Origin of the sequence: Polaribacter sp. NJDZ03, assembly GCF_019263805.1 — a bacterium.
Taxonomy (GTDB): Bacteria; Bacteroidota; Bacteroidia; order Flavobacteriales; family Flavobacteriaceae; genus Polaribacter.
The window spans coordinates 166,837-186,992 of record NZ_CP079195.1; the positions used below are offsets into that span (position 1 = coordinate 166,837).

Annotated in this window: 19 protein-coding genes; 7 read left to right on the top strand and 12 right to left on the bottom strand. The window is 29.8% G+C overall.

Features of this window, described 5'->3' with window-relative positions:
* Positions 1-132: 132 nt before the first annotated feature.
* From secA to KV700_RS00615, 4 genes are all read right to left on the bottom strand, one after another.
* Positions 133-3,474, bottom strand: coding sequence for a preprotein translocase subunit SecA (gene secA, locus KV700_RS00600; protein ID WP_166386309.1), 3,342 nt, complete (start codon positions 3,472-3,474; stop codon positions 133-135).
* 142 nt (positions 3,475-3,616) lie between these two features.
* The gene (locus KV700_RS00605) at positions 3,617-3,838 is read right to left on the bottom strand and encodes a DUF2795 domain-containing protein (RefSeq protein WP_065318236.1); all 222 of its coding nucleotides are present in this window, start codon (positions 3,836-3,838) and stop codon (positions 3,617-3,619) included.
* Positions 3,839-4,008: 170 nt separating this feature from the next.
* Positions 4,009-4,581 (bottom strand): cob(I)yrinic acid a,c-diamide adenosyltransferase, encoded by a 573-nt coding sequence (locus KV700_RS00610; protein ID WP_166386311.1) that lies wholly within the window; start codon positions 4,579-4,581, stop codon positions 4,009-4,011.
* A gap of 90 nt (positions 4,582-4,671) precedes the next feature.
* Positions 4,672-5,448, bottom strand: a complete 777-nt coding sequence (locus KV700_RS00615; protein ID WP_166386313.1) for an O-methyltransferase — start codon at positions 5,446-5,448, stop codon at positions 4,672-4,674.
* Between the two features lie 87 nt (positions 5,449-5,535).
* Here KV700_RS00615 and KV700_RS00620 point away from each other — a divergent pair, with 87 nt between their 5' ends.
* The 4 genes from KV700_RS00620 to KV700_RS17215 all read left to right on the top strand — a co-directional run bounded on the left by KV700_RS00620 (position 5,536) and on the right by KV700_RS17215 (position 9,436).
* A complete protein-coding gene (locus KV700_RS00620; RefSeq protein ID WP_218598710.1) occupies positions 5,536-6,315 on the top strand; it encodes a polysaccharide biosynthesis/export family protein in 780 nt (259 codons plus the stop codon).
* Between the two features lie 6 nt (positions 6,316-6,321).
* On the top strand, positions 6,322-8,790 hold the full coding sequence (locus KV700_RS00625; RefSeq protein WP_218598711.1) for an exopolysaccharide transport family protein: 2,469 nt from the start codon (positions 6,322-6,324) through the stop codon (positions 8,788-8,790).
* Between the two features lie 254 nt (positions 8,791-9,044).
* Positions 9,045-9,218 (top strand): DinB family protein, encoded by a 174-nt coding sequence (locus KV700_RS17210; protein ID WP_254712948.1) that lies wholly within the window; start codon positions 9,045-9,047, stop codon positions 9,216-9,218.
* Between the two features lie 5 nt (positions 9,219-9,223).
* Positions 9,224-9,436, top strand: a complete 213-nt coding sequence (locus KV700_RS17215; protein ID WP_254712949.1) for a hypothetical protein — start codon at positions 9,224-9,226, stop codon at positions 9,434-9,436.
* Positions 9,437-9,473: 37 nt separating this feature from the next.
* On the opposite strand, the gene KV700_RS00635 is transcribed toward KV700_RS17215, so the two are convergent.
* Positions 9,474-9,947 (bottom strand): nucleoside deaminase, encoded by a 474-nt coding sequence (locus tag KV700_RS00635; RefSeq protein WP_218598712.1) that lies wholly within the window; start codon positions 9,945-9,947, stop codon positions 9,474-9,476.
* Positions 9,948-10,036: 89 nt separating this feature from the next.
* Positions 10,037-11,434 (bottom strand): class II fumarate hydratase, encoded by a 1,398-nt coding sequence (gene fumC, locus KV700_RS00640; protein WP_218598713.1) that lies wholly within the window; start codon positions 11,432-11,434, stop codon positions 10,037-10,039.
* A 160-nt stretch (positions 11,435-11,594) separates the two neighbouring features.
* On the opposite strand from fumC, the gene KV700_RS00645 reads away from it, so the two are divergent.
* Positions 11,595-11,768 (top strand): hypothetical protein, encoded by a 174-nt coding sequence (locus KV700_RS00645; protein WP_165733463.1) that lies wholly within the window; start codon positions 11,595-11,597, stop codon positions 11,766-11,768.
* A 458-nt stretch (positions 11,769-12,226) separates the two neighbouring features.
* Here KV700_RS00645 and KV700_RS00650 read toward each other — a convergent pair whose 3' ends face one another.
* From KV700_RS00650 to prfB, 3 genes are all read right to left on the bottom strand, one after another.
* Positions 12,227-14,689: a TonB-dependent receptor gene (locus KV700_RS00650; protein WP_218598714.1), complete on the bottom strand. Its 2,463-nt coding sequence runs from the start codon at positions 14,687-14,689 to the stop codon at positions 12,227-12,229.
* 144 nt (positions 14,690-14,833) lie between these two features.
* Positions 14,834-15,175 carry an arsenate reductase (glutaredoxin) gene (gene arsC / locus KV700_RS00655; protein WP_166386325.1) on the bottom strand — a complete coding sequence of 114 codons (342 nt, stop codon included), beginning with the start codon at positions 15,173-15,175 and terminating at the stop codon, positions 14,834-14,836.
* Between the two features lie 138 nt (positions 15,176-15,313).
* Entirely contained in the window at positions 15,314-16,408 is a 1,095-nt protein-coding gene (gene prfB / locus KV700_RS00660; RefSeq protein WP_218598715.1) for a peptide chain release factor 2, read from the bottom strand.
* An 89-nt stretch (positions 16,409-16,497) separates the two neighbouring features.
* Between prfB and KV700_RS00665 the strand changes: the two genes are divergently transcribed.
* A complete protein-coding gene (locus KV700_RS00665; RefSeq protein ID WP_218598716.1) occupies positions 16,498-17,517 on the top strand; it encodes a low specificity L-threonine aldolase in 1,020 nt (339 codons plus the stop codon).
* On the opposite strand, the gene KV700_RS00670 is transcribed toward KV700_RS00665, so the two are convergent.
* Genes KV700_RS00670 through KV700_RS00680 form a run of 3 tightly spaced genes read right to left on the bottom strand, consistent with a single transcriptional unit; the run spans position 17,514 to position 19,118 of the window.
* Complete coding sequence (locus KV700_RS00670; protein ID WP_218598717.1) at positions 17,514-17,996, bottom strand: hypothetical protein; 483 nt, start codon at positions 17,994-17,996, stop codon at positions 17,514-17,516. The genes KV700_RS00665 and KV700_RS00670 overlap by 4 nt on opposite strands.
* An 8-nt stretch (positions 17,997-18,004) precedes the next feature.
* Complete coding sequence (locus KV700_RS00675; protein ID WP_218598718.1) at positions 18,005-18,619, bottom strand: hypothetical protein; 615 nt, start codon at positions 18,617-18,619, stop codon at positions 18,005-18,007.
* A 4-nt stretch (positions 18,620-18,623) separates the two neighbouring features.
* Entirely contained in the window at positions 18,624-19,118 is a 495-nt protein-coding gene (locus tag KV700_RS00680; protein WP_166386336.1) for an RNA polymerase sigma factor, read from the bottom strand.
* 119 nt (positions 19,119-19,237) lie between these two features.
* Between KV700_RS00680 and KV700_RS00685 the strand changes: the two genes are divergently transcribed.
* Positions 19,238-20,131 carry a MerR family transcriptional regulator gene (locus KV700_RS00685; protein WP_166386338.1) on the top strand — a complete coding sequence of 298 codons (894 nt, stop codon included), beginning with the start codon at positions 19,238-19,240 and terminating at the stop codon, positions 20,129-20,131.
* The last annotated feature ends 25 nt before the right edge of the window (positions 20,132-20,156 follow it).

Genomic DNA, 20,156 nt, shown 5'->3' on the forward strand with positions numbered 1-20,156 from the left:
ACACCATATATAGCTTCTTATTAACATACAATTGTGTAAGTAAAATTAGCTTAAAAAGGAAGTCCGAAATTCTCTAATTAGAAAATTTCGGACTTATTAATTATGTAAGAATTCTTTTTTAGAAGAACTATATTACTTATTTACTACAACCCATTCTCCTTTTTCAATTAAAGGAATAGCTTGTTTAAATTTTACTTCTTTCTCTTCACCACTCATTACGTTTTTAATGGTAACACGTTCGTTTCTTCCAACTTTTGGTTGCTCACGTACTATTGTTTCAACAGGTTCAGATTGTTTTTGTTGAGAATTCTGAATTGCTTGTTCTGTTGAGTTTTGAACATCAGCTTTACTGGTATTTAAACTTTCTCTTTTTTGTTGACGTGCTTCAGAAATTTGATTCGCATCTTGACTTGGAAGCTCACCTTTAAATAAGAAAGATAATACCTCTCTGTTTATTTCATCAACAGTCGTTTTAAATAATTCAAAAGCCTCAAATTTATAGACTAATAAAGGATCTTTTTGTTCATAAGATGCATTTTGAACAGATTGTTTTAAATCATCCATTTTACGTAAATGATCTTTCCAATTTTCATCTATAATTGCTAGCGTAATGTTTTTTTCGAAATCTGTAATTAAACTTTTTCCTTCACTTTCATAAGCTTCTTTTAAGTTGGTTACAACTTGTAAAGATTTGGTACCATCTGTAAAAGGAACTACAATCCTTTCATAACGATCACCTTCATTTTCAAAAACATCTTTAATTACAGGAAAAGCTAAAACGGCATTTCTTTCAATTTTGTTTTTATAATGTTCAGTAACAAGATCATATAATTTGTCTGTAATTTCTTTTTCTGAAAGTTTATCAAATTCTGCTTCCGTAAATGGAGAAGTCATTGATGAAAATTTAATCAATTCAAATTCAAAATTATGGAAATTCTTAGCAGCTTTATTAGTACGAGTAATAGATTCACACGTATCATAAATCATGTTTGCAATATCTACTTGCAAATGTTTACCATCTAATGCATGACGTCTTCTTTTGTAAACAAACTCACGTTGAGCGTTCATAATATCATCATACTCTAACAAACGTTTACGAATACCAAAGTTATTTTCTTCTACTTTCTTTTGTGCTCTTTCAATAGACTTGGTAATCATAGAATGCTGAATTACTTCACCTTCTTTTAAGCCCATTCTATCCATCATTTTTGCAATTCTATCAGAACCAAAAAGACGCATTAAATTGTCATCTAAAGCTACATAAAATTGTGTAGACCCAACGTCACCTTGTCTTCCTGCACGTCCACGTAATTGTCTGTCTACACGTCTAGAATCATGTCTTTCTGTACCAATAATAGCTAAACCACCAGATTTTTTAACTTCATTAGATAATTTAATATCGGTACCACGACCTGCCATGTTTGTTGCAATTGTAACAATACCAGGTTTACCAGCTTGTGCAACAACATCTGCTTCTCTTTTGTGTAGTTTTGCATTTAAAATATTATGAGGAATCTTACGCATTTGTAACATTCTACCTAATAATTCGGAGATTTCTACAGAAGTTGTACCTACTAAAACAGGTCTATTTTGTTCAACTAGTTTTACAATATCTTCTATAACTGCATTGTATTTTTCACGAGCAGTTTTGTAGATTAAATCTTCCTTATCATCTCTTTGAATAGGTCTGTTTGTAGGAATTTCTACAACATCTAATTTGTATATTTCCCATAACTCACCAGCTTCTGTTATTGCTGTACCTGTCATACCAGACAGTTTTCTGTACATTCTAAAGTAGTTCTGTAAAGTTACAGTAGCAAAAGTTTGAGTAGCATCTTCAATTTTTACATTTTCTTTTGCCTCAATTGCTTGGTGTAATCCGTCTGAATAACGACGACCGTCCATGATACGACCTGTTTGCTCATCAACAATCATTACTTTGTTTTCCATAACAACGTACTCAACATCTTTTTCAAAAACAGTGTATGCTTTTAAAAGTTGGTTCATGGTATGAATACGCTCACTTTTGATACTAAAGTCTTTATATAGTTCTTCTTTTTGAGCAGTTTTTTCTTCTTTACTAATTTCAGAATTATCTATTTCACCAATTTTAACTCCAATATCTGGTAATACAAAGAAATTGTCATTTGCAGTTTTTTCTGATAAATCTGCGATCCCTTTGTCGGTTAAATCAATTTGATTATTTTTTTCTTCAACAACAAACCATAAGTCTTCATCTACTTGTGGCATTAATTTGTTGTTATCTTGCATGTAGTAGTTTTCTGTTTTCTGCAAGATTTGTTTATTTCCTTCTTGAGATAAAAACTTAATTAATGCTTTGTTTTTTGGTAACCCACGGTAAACTCTTAATAATAAGAATCCGCCATCTTTATCATTACCTTCTGCAATTAGTTTTTTCGCTTCTGCAAAAACACTTACTAAGTGATTTTTTTGCTTAGTAACTAATTCAGAAACTAAAGGTTTTAATTCGTTAAATTCATGTCTGTCTCCTTGTGGTACTGGTCCAGAAATAATTAACGGTGTTCTAGCATCATCAATTAAAACAGAATCTACCTCATCAATAATAGCATAGTTAGGTGCTCTTTGTACTAAATCATCTTTAGAGCTAGCCATATTATCACGTAAATAATCGAAACCAAATTCGTTATTTGTTCCGTAAGTAATATCTGCGTTATAAGCTTTTCTACGTGCATCAGAATTTGGTTGATGATAATCGATACAATCTGTTGTAAAACCATGAAACTCAAAAATTGGTCCCATCCACGCTTTATCACGTTTTGCTAAATAATCATTTACGGTTACTAAGTGAACTCCGTTACCCGTTAATGCATTTAAATAAACGGGTAGGGTAGAAACTAATGTTTTTCCCTCACCAGTCATCATTTCTGCAACTTTACCTTGGTGTAAAACAGAGCCACCAATTAATTGAACATCATAATGAACCATGTCCCAAGTAACAGCTTTACCAGATGCATCCCAAGAATTTGCCCAGAAAGCTTTATCACCTTCTAGAGTAACGTTGTCTCTTTCTGCAGATAATTCTCTATCAAAAGGAGATGCTGTAACTTCTACTTTTTCATTTTCTACAAAACGTTTAGCCGTTTCTTTTACTATAGCAAAAGCTTCTGGCATAATTTTAAGTAAAGTTTCTTCAGAAACTTTATATGCTTCATCTTTTAAAGTATCTATTTCTGTATAAATATCTTCTTGACGATCTATATTTGCCGTCTTAGCTTCTTCTTCTAATTCAGTAATTTTAGTATCAAACTCTTTTGTAGCAGTTTTTATTCTTTGCTTAAACTCGATGGTTTTGGCCCTTAAACCATCATTAGAAAGTTTAGAAAATTCTATTTCGAATTTTTTTACATTTTCAACAACTGGTTGTAAAATTTTTAAATCTTTTTCTTGTTTATCACCAACAAAAAGTTTGATTACTGAATTTAAAATATTCATTTATTATGTTATTTTCAGTTAAACTAATAACTGCATTATAGTTCCGTATCAGGTTTTTTAAAAGCCTGAAAAACAGTTTTCTAGATTAAAAGAAAACAAAAAAAAAGCCTCATTAGAGACTTTTTATATTTAATTATTATGTTTAGTATTCATCCTCATTCCAAAGATAATCATCTTCGGTAGGATAATCTGGCCATATTTCAACAATTGAATCATACGCATCACCTTCATCTTCTATATCTTGTAGGTTTTCTACTACTTCTAAAGGAGATCCAGTTCTAATAGCGTAATCTATTAATTCGTCTTTGGTTGCTGGCCAAGGCGCATCTGCTAAATAAGATGCTAATTCTAATGTCCAATACATTTCTTAATGTTTAATTTTGTGCAAAAATAATTTTTTTACTGAATTATACAAGTCTTTTTTAAGAAATATATAGAGAAGTTATTTTATGATTTTGTTAATAACTTAAAATTAATGCTTTAAGTGATAAAAAAAACAAGAAAACTTCTTTAAATCGATAAAAAAAGAACGTGTTAATTTTTTGTAGGAATCCATTTGATTTCCTCTACTGATAAGTCTTTAGACAACTTTCGTGCCAACGTAAAAAGGTAGTCAGAAAGTCGGTTTAAGTATTTTAGTATGTCAATATTAATATTTTCTTGATCATTTAGTTCTACAACTAAGCGTTCTGCCCGTCTGCAAATACATCTTGCAATATGACAAAATGACACAGATTGATGTCCGCCAGGAAGAATAAAATGAGTCATTTGAGGAAGCTCTAAATCCATTTTGTCAATTTCTTCTTCTAAAAACAGAATAGAAGCCTCGTCAATTTTTGGAATATTTAGTCTTTCTTTTCCATTTTTTAAAGTTTCTTTTTCAGGAGGTGTTGCTAACATAGCGCCTAGAGTAAATAATTCATTTTGAATATTTAATAAAGACTCTTTAATAGAGGTACTTACTTCTTGATCTTTTATTAATCCAATATAAGAATTTAGTTCGTCTACATTACCATAACTTTCTATACGTAGATTGTACTTTTTAACTCTTGTACCTCCAAAAAGAGCAGTTGTACCGGCATCGCCTGTTTTTGTATATATTTTCATAATTTTCGTTGCAAATTATTATTAAATCAAAGTTACAAAGTTTAAAAAGAGTGCTGTTTAAAATTAACACGATTTAACACTTTAAAAAAATCAGACTCTTATTTTAAAATGTTCTTTTTCCTGTTCTTTTCTGAAGAAAACAATTCCCCAATAAAAAACATCAACGGTAACTTTTACTTTATTATGATTTTTAATTTCTGTCCAAGCTTCTTTCATCTCATCACTCCAATAAATGTCATCAAAAATCCAGACAGAATTATTTGTTACAGTGTCTAAACATGTATTAAAATAGTGTAAGGTATCTTTTTTGGTGTGATTTCCATCAAAATAAATACAATCGAATTGCTGGTTTTTTATAGCTTCGGGCAAAGTGTTTTTAAAATCACCCGTAATTATTTGAATATCTTTATAATTATTTTTAGAAAATAACTTGTTAGCTACTTTACTAGTTTCTGGGCAGCCTTCTAAACTTAAAATAGCAGTTTCTTTATTACCAATTTTTACAGCAGAGGTTCCAAGCCCTATAGAAGTACCAATTTCTAAAACGTTTTTAGGTTCAAAATATTGAATTATACGAATTAGTAACTTTGCTTTTTTGTTTGATAATCCTGCAATTTTAGCTATTTTAGATACTTGACGCTCATTATTTTTAAAAATTTTAGATCCTGCACCAAAATCTGTGACTTTTATCAAACTTTTGTTGTCTAATAATTGTTGTTTTGTTTTAGAAAATAATTTAAATAATTTGGGGTCTGTTTTTTTGTAAAAACACGTGGTTACTAAATCATACACAAAAGGAGAATGAACCCCATGTTGATTGGATGATTTTACGAGAAATCTTAAATATTCTTTTAACAAATAGATCATTTTTATATAAAAAAACGAAAGTAAAATAAAATTATAGTAAACCACTTTTAAAAAGTATATTTGTGCATATTTATGATTAAAATTACAATGAGAAACCATTTTTTACTGCTCTTATTTATTCCTTTTCTTTTTTCGTGTATACCAGCTAAGGATATAATTTATCTACAAGGAGAGCCAATTGCAAAAAAAGAGATTAAAAGAATTAATAATATACCCTACAAATTACAAGTAGATGATATATTAAATATAGATATAATGTCTAATGATGAGACTTTAGTATCTGTTTTTAAGAAACAATCTATTGGAGGTGCAGGTGGTGTTAGTGAAGGAGCGTCTTATTTTTCGGGATACAGCATAGATAGCTACGGAAACATTAGAATGCCAACTTTAGGTGAAATTAATGTTTTAGGGTATACAGAACTTGAGGTTCGAAAAAAAATAGAAAATGAATTAAAAAAGTTCATTAAAACTCAAGAAGAACTTTTTGTTTCAGTAAAATTAGCAGGTATTAAATATACTGTTATTGGAGAAATAGGAAGTCCAGGGCCTAATGTTATATTTCAAAATAAGCTTTCTATTATAGATGCCATTTCTAGTTCTGGAGATATTACTGCTGTTGGTAATAGAAAAAAAGTTGAAATTATAAGAAACTCAATTACAGGAACAGAAAAGTTTACAATTGATTTAACACAAATAAATGCTTTTGATTCTGACGTTTTTTATATAAAACCAAATGATATTATAAATGTTATTCCATTGAAACAAAAAACTTGGGGAACTGGGACTACTGGTCTGGGAGCCCTCACAACAATTGTTTCTTTATTTACATTGATAAGTACTACTTTTATTTTAGCAAGAAATTTATAGGGATTTATGGATAATTTAAATAAACTAAATAACAGTACTATTCAAGCTAATATTGATGTTAAGGGGTATGTTTTTAAAGTTTTATCTTATTGGAAACTTTTTTTTGTAACTATTGTAATTGCCTTGATCGTTGCTAAATTTATGAATGATTATAAAACTAAAGTTTATAATCTTAATACTGTAATTTCTGTAAAAGAAGAAAATAACCCGTTGTTTTCTACAGGAACAAACATAGCTTTTAACTGGGGAGGAGCTAGTGATGCTGTAGAAACGATTAAAGTTGTTTTAACTTCTAGAACACATAACGAAAAAGTAGTTAGAAAATTAAATTTCTTTATAAATTATTTAAAAGAAGGTAGATATCGTTTAGAAGATGTTTATGGTTATACGCCGTTTGTTGTAGACCTAGATACTAGTAAACCTCAATTATATGGACAACTTATACAAGTAGAAATTACTGGTGAGGATACTTACAATTTATCTTTTGATCTTAAAGAGAGTAATTCTAATGCTTTAATTATCTATGATTCAAATACAACAAGTATACATAACTTTTCTTCTCCACTTTTTTCTAAAGAGTATAAAATAGGAGAACAGATAAATACTGAATTTTTAAATTTTTCATTACAAAAGACTAAAAAATTTACTGTCGGAGAGAAATTTTATATTCAATTTGTAAGTTTTGATGGTACTGTAGGAAGTAACAGGTCTATAAGTGTTGCTGGTATTGCAAATGGAGCTTCTATGCTTAGTCTATCTAAAGGGGGGCCAAATAAAAACAGAATTGTAGATTATTTAAATGCAACTGTTGTTATTTTAGATGAAGATAAACAAGAACAAAAAATTCTTTATGCTAAAAAGACTAAAGATTATATAGAGCTTTTATTTACACAATTAGAAGATAGTTTACAACGAATAGAAAAAGAATTAGGTGTTTTTAAAGAGAAAAACAATATCTATAATTTATCAGAAGAAGGTAGTCTTGTCTTTAATGAAACGATTACAATAGAGCAAGACAAAAAAAATATTTTAGAATTTAATGACTATCTAAATAACCTAAGAAGTTATCTGCTTTCTCATGATACGTATGGAGAGAATATACCAGTACCTGCTTTAATAGCTGTTCAAGATGGAAAGATTTCTGGAGAAATAACAACTCTGATACAATTATCTAGTTTAAGGGAAAAATTACGAGGTTCTGTAACAGATAATCATCCACAGGTTATAAAGTTGAGTAATGATATTAACATTTCTAAAACTAATTTGTTAGAAAATATATCTACTTTAAAAGTAGTAAATCAAAATAAAATCAACAAATTATCAGCGGAATTATCTACATATAAGGGTAAACTTAAAAAGCTACCTAAAACAGAACAAGGTTTATTAAAATTTGAAAAAAACTATCAAATTTCAGAAGCAAATTATAATTATTTGAAGCAAAAAAGTTACGAAGCAGGTTCAGCAATTGCTGCAAATGTTTCTGATGTTAAAATAATAGACACTGCTAAAGACTTAGGTAATGGTCCGGTATACCCAATACCTAGTTTTAATTACTTAGTCGGTTTAATGTTAGGAGTTGTTTTTCCATTATTTTACATCATAACTAAAGAGGTATTAGATAATAAAATTCACACAGCAGAAGATATTCAAAATAATTATGCAATTCCAGTTTTAGGTGTTGTAGGTAAAAATCATGGAAATAATAATTTAGCCGTTTTTGATAAACCTAAATCCTCAGTATCAGAGTCTTTTAGGGCGCTTAGGTCTAATATTCAATTTTTATTTAAGAATACGGATGCGGATAAATCTAAAACATTGGTTTTAACTTCTTCTGTGAGTGGAGAAGGGAAAACAATGATTTCTATAAATATGGCTACGGTATTTGCTTTAAGTGGAAAGAAAACTGTATTAATTGGTTTAGATTTAAGAAAACCTAAAATTTATGATGATTTTGATTTAACAAATGATATTGGTGTTGTAAACCACTTAATTAATCAAAAAACGTTAGATGAAATTATAATTAATACTAAAATACCAAACTTAGATCTTATTTTATCTGGACCAATACCTCCAAATCCTTCTGAATTATTATTAAATGAAACGGCAGATAAGATGATTAAAGAGCTTCAGAAAAGATACGATTATGTTATTATTGATACACCGCCTGTAGGTTTGGTTTCAGATGCATTAGAGTTATTTAAATATGGAGATGCTATTATTTATGTTATCCGTCAGGATTATTCTGAAAAAGGAATGATGAGAATGATAGATGATAAATATAAAAATAAAGAAGTAACCAATATTAGTTATGTTTTAAATGACTTTTCTATTAAAAACAAATACGGTTATGGTTACGGCTATGGTTATGGCTACGGGTACGGCTATGGCTACGGAAAATATGGCAATGGTTATCATGAGAATGAAGACAATAAAGGTTTCTTCTCTAGAATATCCAGTTTATTTAAAAAGAAATAAAATAGAAAAAGCATCGTTAATTCGATGCTTTTTTATTTTAATATAAATGGTAATAACAACAATAACGAGGTTTCTAAATGCAGTTAAATAATGTTGCAGTCTGTGGCTAATAAGAAACAAATTAAACTATAATTGTTATCATTCCAAAAAATGAATATGCGCCTTATTTTGAACAATATATTCAAATTGTTTTTAAAGAAAATAAATCTATTCTAAAATATTTAAAGTCACCTCAAAATGAATTTGAAACGTTATTGAGAAACCTCCCTAAAGAAATACAAAATTTTTGGTACGCAGAAAGTAAATGGACCATAAAAGAGGTTGTACAACATGTCATTGATACAGAACGTGTGTTTAGTTATAGAGCTTTGTGTTTTGCAAGAAATGATCAAACAGCTTTACCTGGTTTTGATCAAGATGTTTTGTAGTTAATGTGGATGCTAATGCTAGAGATTTTAATGATTTATTAGATGAAATGGACCTTATAAGAAAAGGAACAATTGTTCTTTTTAACAGTTTTTCTACGGAAGCTTTATTACGAATAGGAGTAGCGTCAGAAAATAAAATGTCTGTAAGAGCATTAGGGTACTTATTCTCCGGACATCAAATACATCATTTAAATGTTATTAAAGAAAAAAGTATTTAAAAAAATAAACCTCACTAGATGTGAGGTTTATACAAAATTAATATGCTGTTTTATCTTGTTTTTCTGCCCACTTATTAAAAGGCTCTAGTGCAATTTCTCTTCCTATTTGTTCAAAAGGAATACTTCTTTTTTCGTATGGTAAAGGAATTTCTTTGTAGATAAACTCATCATCAAAACCAATATTAGCCGCATCTTGTTGGTTACTTCCGTAAAAAACTTTGTCTGGTCTAGCCCAATAAATAGCACCTAAACACATAGGGCAAGGCTCACAAGAAGTATATATAATACAACCATCTAACTGAAAAGAACCAATGTTTTTACAGGCATCTCTAATTGCAGTAACCTCTGCATGTGCCGTTGGATCATTTGTAGAAGTTACTTTGTTGTTTCCGCTACCAATTATTTCTCCATCTTTTACAACAATACATCCAAAAGGACCTCCTTCGTTATTGTTCATTCCTTTTAAAGCCGCTTTTACAGCTTCGCTCATAAATTCTTCGTGTTTGTTCATCTTCATTTTCTTTTATTATGATTTACTTTGTTTAGCCAAAAAAAGCTGCATAAGATATGCAGCTTTTAGAGATTGTAAAATTAATATTTTTATTTTAAACCACCAGTCATTTCTTCTGGTTTTACCCATTCGTCATATTGTTCTGGAGTTACATAGCCTAAACGAACAGCTTCTTCTTTTAAAGTTGTTCCGTTAGCATGTGCAGTATTTGCAATTTCTGCAGATTTATAATACCCAATTTTAGTATTTAAAGCAGTAACTAACATTAAAGAATTATTTACCAATTCTGTAATTCTAGCATGATTTGGTTCTATACCAGCAGCACAATGCTCATCAAAAGATTTACAAACATCACCAATTAATTGAGCCGATTGTAAAACATTAGCAGCCATTACAGGTTTAAAAACATTTAATTCATAATGTCCTTGAGCACCACCAATTGTTACGGCAACGTCATTACCTATAACTTGCGCAGCAACCATTGTCATCGCTTCACATTGCGTAGGGTTTACTTTACCAGGCATAATAGAAGAACCTGGCTCGTTAGCAGGAATAATAATTTCTCCAATACCAGATCTTGGTCCAGAAGCCATCATTCTAATATCGTTTGCAATTTTATTTAAAGAAACTGCAATTTGCTTTAAAGCTCCATGTGTTTCTACTAAAGCATCATGGGCTGCTAAAGCTTCATATTTGTTTTCTGCTGTAATAAAAGGCATTCCTGTAAATTGTGCAATATATTTTGCAACCAAAACATCATAACCTGCAGGTGTATTTAATCCTGTACCAACTGCTGTACCACCTAAAGCTAATTGAGATAAATGTTCTAATGTATTATTTAGCGCTTTTAAACCGAAGTTTAATTGTGCAACGTAACCAGAAAACTCTTGACCTAAAGTAAGTGGAGTAGCATCCATTAAATGTGTTCTACCAATTTTTACAACATCTTTAAAAGCGTCTGTTTTTGCTTTTAAAGTATCTCTTAATTGTGTAATTCCAGGAATTGTCGTTTCTATAATTTTTTTGTAAGCAGCAATATGCATACCTGTAGGAAATGTATCGTTAGATGATTGCGATTTGTTTACATCATCATTTGGCTGAATTACTTTTTCGCCTTCACCAATTACTTTTCCTGCAATTTCTTGCGCTCTGTTAGCAATTACTTCATTCACATTCATGTTAGATTGTGTACCAGAACCTGTTTGCCAAATAACTAAAGGAAACTGATCATCTAACTTTCCTTCTAAAATTTCATCACATACTTGTGCAATTAAATCTCTTTTTTCTTCTGTTAAAACACCTAATTCTGCATTTGTGTATGCAGCTGCTTTTTTAAGATATGCAAAACCATAAACAATTTCTAATGGCATAGAAGCTGCTGCACCAATTTTAAAGTTGTTTCTAGAGCGTTCTGTTTGTGCACCCCAATACTTGTCTGCAGGAACTTCTACGTTCCCCATAGTGTCTTTTTCGATTCTATATTTCATAATTATAATGTAAATTTTAGATATAACAAATTTACAAAAAACTATGTTTACATAAAGTTGATAATTGTCATTTTTAGATAACTAAAAAAAATATTTTTTTGATGCGTGTTTTTTGAAAATAAGTATTATTTTTGCAGTAATAATTTCACAAAAGATACAAATGTTAGATTTTTCAGAATTTTCAGGATTGGTTTTATTCATGTTTATTTTTACAGCTGGTTTTTGGTTGTTAATATTCTTATTAACATTTGTAGTTCCTTACTGGATTGGTGGAACTATCTGGGAAAACATGAAATTAAAAAAAGAAGCTAAAAAAGCTGCTGAAGGTAAGTAGTCTTTTAAAAACATATCATAAAAAAAACTCGTTCATTTATTTGAACGAGTTTTTTTGCGTTATACCAAATAAATTTTAAAAGGATTGATAATAAATTTGAATTGTTTTTTCTTAGTATGAAATGTAAAATGTAATCATAGCCCTAGTTATGGTTCTGTTTTTATTTAAAGAGTAAAGAATAAGAAACGAATTTAATCCATTATTTTTATTTTTTTGGCGTTACCACAAGGGTCGGGCTTTCTGTTACAAGTCCTCGGTTTTTACAAAAAAGTAAAAACCTGTGGGCTTTTCACTACAATCCCTAACGCGGGCAAATTTGCAAAAACTTGTTCTATAAAACAACTAATTAGCAAATATGCCCGCGTTAGGGATTGAAGCAATTGTTTGAGCTCTTTTTTCTTTTTTTAGAAAAAAAGCGAGTGAGGAAAGCCCGCTCGAACGCCCGTGTCTAAAAAAAATTAAAATTCTTCTCCGCCACCATTATCATTTCCATTTCCACCAGATTTTCTGTCTTTTTGGTTTTTACTCTGGTTAAACCTGTACGTAAAAGTTAAAGATACCTGACGCATTCTTCTCTGAAACGTTTGGTCTGTAATATTAGTTGGGTTTTCTCTACTTGGCGCATAGCCTAAAACTTGATATTTTCTAGAGTTAAAAAGATCACTAACATTAAGTACCAAAGTTCCTTTGTCTTTTAAAATATCTTTACTAAAGGCTAAATTTGTAGATAAAATACCTTTTCGTTCGCTTTGTGCATCGTTTTTTGGACCATAATAGAAAATTCTTGTTTGCGATTGAATATCCCAAGGAAGTGTAATTTTAGCATCGAAACGTGTGAACCAAGAGTCGTTTTTTGTATCAAAATTTTGAGTAATTGGTGTTAGGTTGCCATTACTTGGGTCTGTAACGTTGTAAGTGTATTCTCCTTCTGTTTCGAATTGATAGTAGTTAAAGCTACCAGAAAAACGTACTTTTCTACTAGCATTGTAATTTGCTGTAAATTCAAAACCAGATCTGTCTTCTGACGCTAAATTAATAGGTTGTCTAATAATTACATTGGTTTCTTTACCGTTTACGAATCTAACATCCTGACTGTTAACTCGTGTAATATTGTTTGTAGAATGTTGGTAATAAATAGAGGAGTTTAAAGTTAATTTACCCCAAGTATTTAAGTAACCTAAATCGAAAGAGTTGGTGTAGGTTGGGTCTAAGTTTACATTTCCTTTAGAGAATATAACTTCACTTTCTCTACTTTCAAATGGGTTTAGGTACCAAGAATTTGGTCTTCTTAACCTTTTACTATAGCCTAAGGTAAAACTTTGATCGTCGTTTAATTCATAGCCAAAATTTATGGTTGGAAAAAAATCTGTGTAATTTTTGTTATAATTTTCATTGGTATTATTTAAATGAATATCAATGTTTGTAATTTCTGTTCTTAGACCAAATAAATAAGAAAACTTGTTAATTTTGCTACCAAATTGTGTGTAAAATGCATTTACATTTTGGGTAAATTCTAAGTTATTAGAAGGGTTATATGCTGGGTCTAAGTTTGGAGCAACGACTAAATAATCTGATGTTAAGTCTTGAAAACTTCCACGGTAACCTGCTTCAAATTGTGAGTTTTCTCCAATAGGCAACACATAATCTGCTTGTACAAGATTGTCTACGGAAAGCTCTCCTGTTGTATTTGTTTCTGGGTTTGTATCTGTAATTATTGCAAATTCATTTTCGGAACTAGCACTGTGTTGTAAATCTACAGTCAATTTCTGACCTTTATCGTCTAAATTATTTGTGTAATTTAAAGAGAATTGTAGTGTTTGATCTTTTTCTGATTCATCTTGTATACGCAAAGAATTGTATAAATCATTATCACTAGAATCAAAAGAATTAATGTTATTTGTAGAAATATTATCGTTTTTAGAATCTCTTACAAAAATGGTACCTGTAATAGAACTCTCTTCATTTAAAAAATACTCTAAACCAAAATTAGCATTAAAACCATTTCTAAGTCTCTCATTATCTCTATTTTCTATTCTTACACTATCTATAGATTTGTTTGTTAAATAAGTAACATTAGAATTGTAAACCCCAGGGTTTCTGCTATTATTGTAACCAATGTTAGAAAAAACATTTATTTTTTCTGTACGTAAATTTAAATTTACACCTGCTTGGTAATTTTTAGGATCACCGGCGGTTACGTTTACAGAACCATTAAAACCAGAAGATTTTCCTTTTCTTAAAATAATATTTAAAATACCTGCAGTTCCTTCAGAATCATATCTTGCAGAAGGAGACGTAATAACTTCTACCCTTTCTATTGCATCTGAAGGCAATTGCTTTAATGCATCTGCACCGCTTAAACCAACTAAAGCAGATGGTTTTCCGTCTATTAAGATACGTACGTTTTCACTACCTCTTAAACTAACAATACCCTCGGGATCTACGTCTACTGAAGGCACATTGTCTAAAACATCTGAAGCTGTACCACCTTTAACCGTCATGTCTTTACCTACATTGTAGATTTTTTTATCTAAACGAATGTCTACCGTAGATTTTTCTGCAATAACAACCACTTCATCTAAACTGCTAGCATCTTCATATAGTTTAATAGTGCCTAAATTTTTGTTTGACGAAATTTCTTGAACCGGAAATTTAATGGTCTTAAAAGAAATAAATTCAACACTTATTAGGTAAGTTCCTATTGGGTTTTTAATATTAAAACTACCTGTTTGATCTGTAATTCCTCCAGAAACGGCTTGCGTTTTAGTGTTTTTTAAAACTACAGTAGCATATTCTAAAGGTTGATTGGTATTGGCGTCTACAATTTTTCCTGTTATGGAAATGGTTTTAATATTTGGCTTTTGAGCCAATAAATAGGTTGATGTTAGTAAGCAAAGTAATAAGAGTGTAATTTTTTTCATAGCTATCTTTGAATGGTATTCCATTAAGACAGCAAAGTTCTTGCTTAGTTTAAATAGAAGTAGTTAAAGAAACGTTAAATGCTTTTTTGAGCTTCTCATTATTTATGAAGGTTTTTTTAACCTTGCAGGTAGAGATCTATTATATTAAATAATGTCTAGAATAGCTTCTGTTGGTCTACCAATAACGGCTTTGTTATTGTTTATTACAATAGGACGCTCTATTAACTTAGGGTTTTCTACCATTGCATTAATTATTTCTGCATCTGAAAGTTCTTTTCCTTTGTAGTTTTCTTTCCATATTTTTTCTGTTTTTCTAACTAATTGAATAGGAGTGATGCCTAACAACTTAATGATTTCTGTAAGTTCTTTTTCTGTTGGAACGTTTTCTAAATATTTTACGATCTCAAATTCTTTTTTAGAGTTTTCTAAAATTTCTACGCCTTGTCTAGATTTAGAACAACGTGGATTGTGGTATATTTTTATCATTTTTTTAAGTTTCAAAGTTTCAAAGTTAAAATGTTTAGTATTTAATTTACTTGTCTGTAGTATACTTGTTTCTAACTTTTTTATTTTTGCTAACTGCTAACTGCTAACTGCTAACTGCTAACTGCTAACTGCTAACTGCTAACTATCTTTCTGTCCGTTTAACATTAAATAAGATTTTAAAAACGGATTTATATCACCATTCATTACATTATCTACATTACCCGTTTCGTGACCCGTTCTTACATCTTTTACCAATTTATAAGGGTGCATTACGTAATTACGTATTTGGCTACCCCATTCTGTTTTTAGCTTTCCAGATTCAATCTCGTCTCTTGTTGCTTGTTGTTTTTGCAATTCAATTTCGTACAACTGAGATTTTAGCATTTTTAATGCTGTTGCTCTATTATCGTGCTGAGAACGTGAGTTGGAACAAGAAATCTGAATTCCGGTTGGCTTATGCGTTAACTGAACTTTTGTTTCTACTTTGTTTACATTTTGTCCGCCAGCACCACTAGAACGTGCGGTTACAATTTCTATATCTGCCGGATTAATTTCTATTTCTATAGAATCATCGGCAACAGGGAAAACATAGACAGACCCAAAGGTTGTGTGACGTTTTCCGTTAGAATCGAAAGGTGAAATACGTACCAAACGGTGCACGCCGTTTTCTCCTTTTAGCCACCCAAAAGCATAATCTCCTTCTATTTCTATCGTTATGGTTTTAATACCAACCACATCGCCAGCTTGATAATTAAGTGTCTTTAATTTAAAACCTTGCTTTTCTGCCCACATAGTATACATTCTAGACAACATTTCTACCCAGTCGCAACTTTCTGTTCCGCCTGCACCTGCATTAATTTGTACGGTAGCAGACAATACATCTCCTTCGTCGGATAACATATTTTTAAACTCTAAATCTTCTAAAAATGTACTTGCTTTTTCAAATTGTTCTACAACTTCTGCTTCTTCAACTTCACCTTCTTTGTAAAATTCATATAAAACATTTACATCTTCATTTAAAGTGATGGTTTTATAATAATCTTCTACCCACTTTTTCTTTAAACGAAGTTCTTTCATAAAAACTTCTGCTTCTTTAGGATTGTTCCAAAAATCTGGATCTACCGTTTTCTCTTCTTCATTGGCTATTTCAATCAGTTTTTTATCAATCTCTAAATAAGATTTTAACTTTTCAATTCTTTCGGCAATATCTTTAAGTTGTTCTTGTGTAATCATAGGTTCAACAAAAATAAATGAAATTTTAAGAATTCTTGTTTTAAAAGTTGATAGTTATTTTATAGATTTATCAAAAATTAGAATAAAGAATGATAATAGACTTAATTTCCGATACTGTTACCAAGCCGTCAAAAGAAATGTTAGCTGCAATGATGAAGGCAAAAGTTGGTGATGATGTTTTTAAAATGGATCCAACCACCAATGCTTTACAAGAAAAAGCTGCAAAATTATTCGGAATGGAAGACGCCTTATTTTTTCCTTCTGGTACAATGGCTAACCAAACAGCAATAAAATTACATACACAACCGGGTGATAAATTAATTTGTGATAAGTATGCACATGTTTATAATTATGAAGGTGGTGGAGCAGCCTTTAATTCTGGAGTAACCTGTAAGTTAATTGACGGCAATAGAGGTATGTTTACAGCTGCACAATTGCAAGATGCTATTGCAGAAGGTTTTGGTATTCATACACCATTTGCAAGTTTGGTTTGTATAGAAAATACAACAAACAAAGGTGGAGGAGCATGTTGGGATTTTTCTGAATTAGAAAAATTACAGAAAATATCTAAAGATAATAAGTTAGCTTTTCATTTAGACGGAGCTCGTTTATTTAATGCAATGGTTGCCAAAAATGAAACACCAAAACAATATGGAGAGTTATTTGACACAATTTCTATATGTTTATCAAAAGGATTAGGAGCACCGATTGGTTCTATTTTATTAGGTTCTAAAGCACATATTGCAAAAGCTTTACGCATTAGAAAATTATTGGGTGGTGCAATGAGACAAGTTGGTTTTTTAGCCGCAGCAGGAATTTATGCTTTAGACAATCATGTAGAAAGATTAGCAGAAGACCATAAAAAAGCAAAAGAAATAGGTACTGTTTTAGAGTCAGTTTCTTATGTTACAAAAGTAGAAGAGATAGAAACTAATATTGTTATTTTTTATGTAGATGAAAAAATAGGAGCAGAGAAGTTTATCCAAAAAATGGAAGCAAAAAATATTCTTTTAACGCCAATGGGACAAGGAAGAATAAGGATTGTTACACATTTAGATTATACAGACAAAATGCATGAAATTCTTTTAAGAGAATTAAAAAATTTCTAAAAGTAAAATCGGACTATTGGTGAAAAAGCAGAAGCATAAACGCTTCTGTTGTCATACAAAATATCATATCTAATACCAACAGCAAAACGCCCAGTATTATAAGCTGCACCTAAATATAAGGCAGGAAAACTTCTTGTTGTGCTATTTGAGTTTTCTGAAATCTTTGCAAAAGATTGTTCAAATTCTCCAGAAAGTTGAATACCTATGTTTGGTATTTGGTATAATGAAATTATACTGGCGCCATAAACATTGGTTTTTTGTTCTTGGTATTTACTATAAATATAGGTTAAACCTGTACCTAAAGCAAAACCATTGTCAAAATTATAAATGGCACTCGGAGAAATACCAATGGTTGTTTGCGAACCAAAACTCATACTTACACCACCACCAAACTGTACATTGTCCCAAAAATCTAGGTTTTCTTGAGAAATCATTGTAAAAGAGCAACTTAAAAACAAGAATAGAAAATATTTTTTCATAGTAAAAATTAATTAGGTTCGTCTAATTTAGCTAATTCTTTGTAATTTCTGTTTAATTTTTTCAATAAAATACCATATAACAATTGATAAAAGAGCCACAATACACCTAATATTACTAAAGTAATGACTAGCGTTAACAGAATTGTTAAAAATATTTGCTTAGTTTCTAAATCTTCAAATTTAAAATTTATTTCTGCTACCATTACAATAATCATCATTAATGCAATGTAAACTAAATTGAATAAGACATAGTTTCTTACTGTTTTTCTTGTTTTAAGAATTTTTTTCATCAACTTTTTAGTTGAATCGATGGTAGAAATACTTTTGTAATTCTTATAGAACATTACTAAAAAATAGAACAAAATTATATATGCTAAAACTTGAGAATAATAAACAAAATTCATTAATCCAATTTTTTCATATTCGTCATAAGCCTCTTTCATATCTAAGAAAAAGTACATAGAATTTAAAAATAAAAATTCTAAAATACCAATAATAAAGATCCATTTTACAATAGATGATGACTTAGATTTAGCCATTTTGTAGATATCAACAGACGAAAATTTATTTCCTTCTTCTGGCTGATTTTCCCACGTTTTTTTATATTTATCTAATAAATCCATGCTGTTATGGCTTTAAAATGTTTTTTAATTTCTCTTTTGCTCTATTCATTTTTACTCTTGCATTTACAGATGAAATTCCTAATGTTTCAGAAATTTCTTTGTAAGGTTTGTCTTCAAGATATAAAAATATCAACGCCTTGTCAATATCATTCAATTGATGAATCGCTTGGTACAGGGCTTTTAATTGTACCTCTTCTGTATCATCATAATCCGTCGCTTTTATTTTATAAGCAAAATCACTAATATCTTGTGTTTTAACTCTTCTTGTAGATTTTCTATACAACGAAATTGCTGTATTTAAAGCTACTCTATACATCCAGGTACTAAATTTAGAATCTCCTCTAAACTTTGGGTAGTTTTTCCAAAGTTGAATGGTTATCTCTTGAAATAAATCATTATGAGCACTTTGGTTTGTAGTATAAATTCTACAAATTTTATGAGCAATATTCTGGTTTTTTTCAAAGTCCAATAAAAAGTTTTTCTCTAAATCTTTTTGCACTTGTGTAAATTAGTTAGTTATCTATTAGTAGTGGAAAAGTACAAATTGTTACATTTTAAATAAAAAATATTTTATTCTTTGTTTTTTCTTTAACTTTGTTGAACCAAAAATAAAATATATTGAACAATATTAAGTTAGATTTTACTATTAAAGACCTAGAAAATATTTCTGGGATAAAAGCACATACAATTCGTATTTGGGAAAAGAGGTATAATCTTTTAGAACCTAAAAGAACCGAAACTAATATTCGTTTTTATTCTAATGAAAATTTACAGAAACTTTTAAATATTGTTTTACTAAATAATAATGATTTTAAGATTTCTAAGATTGCAAAAATGTCTGATGAAGAACTAATTTTGCAAACTAGAGCATTAGCTTTTGGAAAATCTTTAAAAGATGAATCTATTAATGCTCTAAAACTATCGATGTTTCAGTTTGATAAACTCTTGTTTAATACCGTTTATCATAAGCTTTTAGAAGAAAAAACTTTCCAAGAAATTTTTAAAGAAGTGTTTATTCCTTTTTTAAATGATGTAGGTTTATTGTGGCAAACAGACACTTTAAAACCAGCACATGAGCATTTTATTTCTAATTTAATAGTACAGAAAATTCTTATAAATACAGAAGAACTACAGTTTAATATTTCTAATACAAGTAAAACATTTGTGTTGTTTTTACCAGAAAATGAAATTCATGAAATAGGACTTTTATATTTAAATTACGAACTTGTTTTAAGAGGGTTTCATACCGTATATTTAGGCCAAAGTTTGCCTTTAGATAATTTGGATTATTTTTTAGAGAGTAACAATGAAATTTGTTTTATTACCTCTTTAACAATAAAGCCTTATGATGATAAAATAGAAGATTATTTTAAAGATATAGATGCTATGATACGTAATTCAGATAAAACGTTTATAGCAATTGGTCAAAAAGTGAACCTCGTAAAACACTTAGATTTAAGTCCAAGAATTGAGTTATATGATGTTATAACCGATTTTTTAAAAATAATGTAATTTGATATTTTCAATTTTATGTTTA